This window comes from Methanoculleus sp. MH98A, from assembly GCF_000691865.1.
GTDB lineage: Archaea > Halobacteriota > Methanomicrobia > Methanomicrobiales > Methanoculleaceae > Methanoculleus.
Genome location: NZ_JMIO01000276.1, coordinates 1 through 805, shown reverse-complemented (window position 1 = coordinate 805; position 805 = coordinate 1). Strand labels below are relative to the sequence as shown.

General features: G+C 42.2%; 1 protein-coding gene and 1 pseudogene. One reads left to right on the top strand and one right to left on the bottom strand.

Translation table 11 applies throughout. From position 1 onward, the window contains the following. A pseudogene (locus EI28_RS12960) lies at nt 1–219 on the top strand (hypothetical protein); the annotation flags it as partial. Between the two features lie 3 nt (nt 220–222). Here the strand turns inward: EI28_RS12960 and EI28_RS12955 are convergent. Then, on the bottom strand, nt 223–805 hold a 583-nt coding region (locus tag EI28_RS12955), incomplete at its 5' end, for a hypothetical protein (RefSeq protein ID WP_048115497.1).

Here is an 805-nt window from a genome sequence, read left to right as displayed (position 1 = left end):
GTTTACTTCAGTAGACTCGGCCATGGTCAACCCCTCTGGAATTTGAAGTTTTTCTGTGATGTCATTTTCCACGATGCCCTCTACTGTGCGGCATGCTTGATGGCGCTCGTCGAGGAGGCCACAAGGAAAGTGGACGAGTCGACGGAGGAGGCGAAGCGGAGTGAAGATTATCTGGAACTGTTGAAACAGTTAAGAAAAGACTTGGGGCTGATCAAATAATGGCTATCTAAATTCTACCAATGGATATTTTTTTGATTCGCGTTCGTTTACTTGCTGGATAATGTCGTTTAGCCGGATTTGAATGCTGGGTAAAGATATCTGTCTTAGCGAAGGGACAATCTCGCGATACTGATCAAATATTTTAGAGAATTCGCTCTCCACAAAAATATTTGTTTCAAATTCAATAGCTTTGCTCAAAGCAGCGACTGTTACTCTTTCAAAGACGCCCTTCGTGGGGTTAAAGCCCAGGTGTGGAAGAGGCTCAAACTCACCAGACTGCATCTGAAGATGATCCAAGACATAAACTAGTGCTGTGGTATGATATGTCAGATAAATTTGAGTTGCACAGGATTTATAGACGCTCTCTGACGTGTAAGTCTGGGCAACCCCTTTGTCTTCAAAAAAGTTAGCCAGATTTCTCATCACTATTTTCAACTCGTTGTAGTCTTTCCTCCTGTGTGACACCGACCAGATTACTAACTTATTTGTAAGTAATAACGAATTGACAATGATTCCAAAAGCATCGGTATCAAGCAGAGTATCAATACATTCAATCCTTCTGTGATGACGAACAACACACCGATCA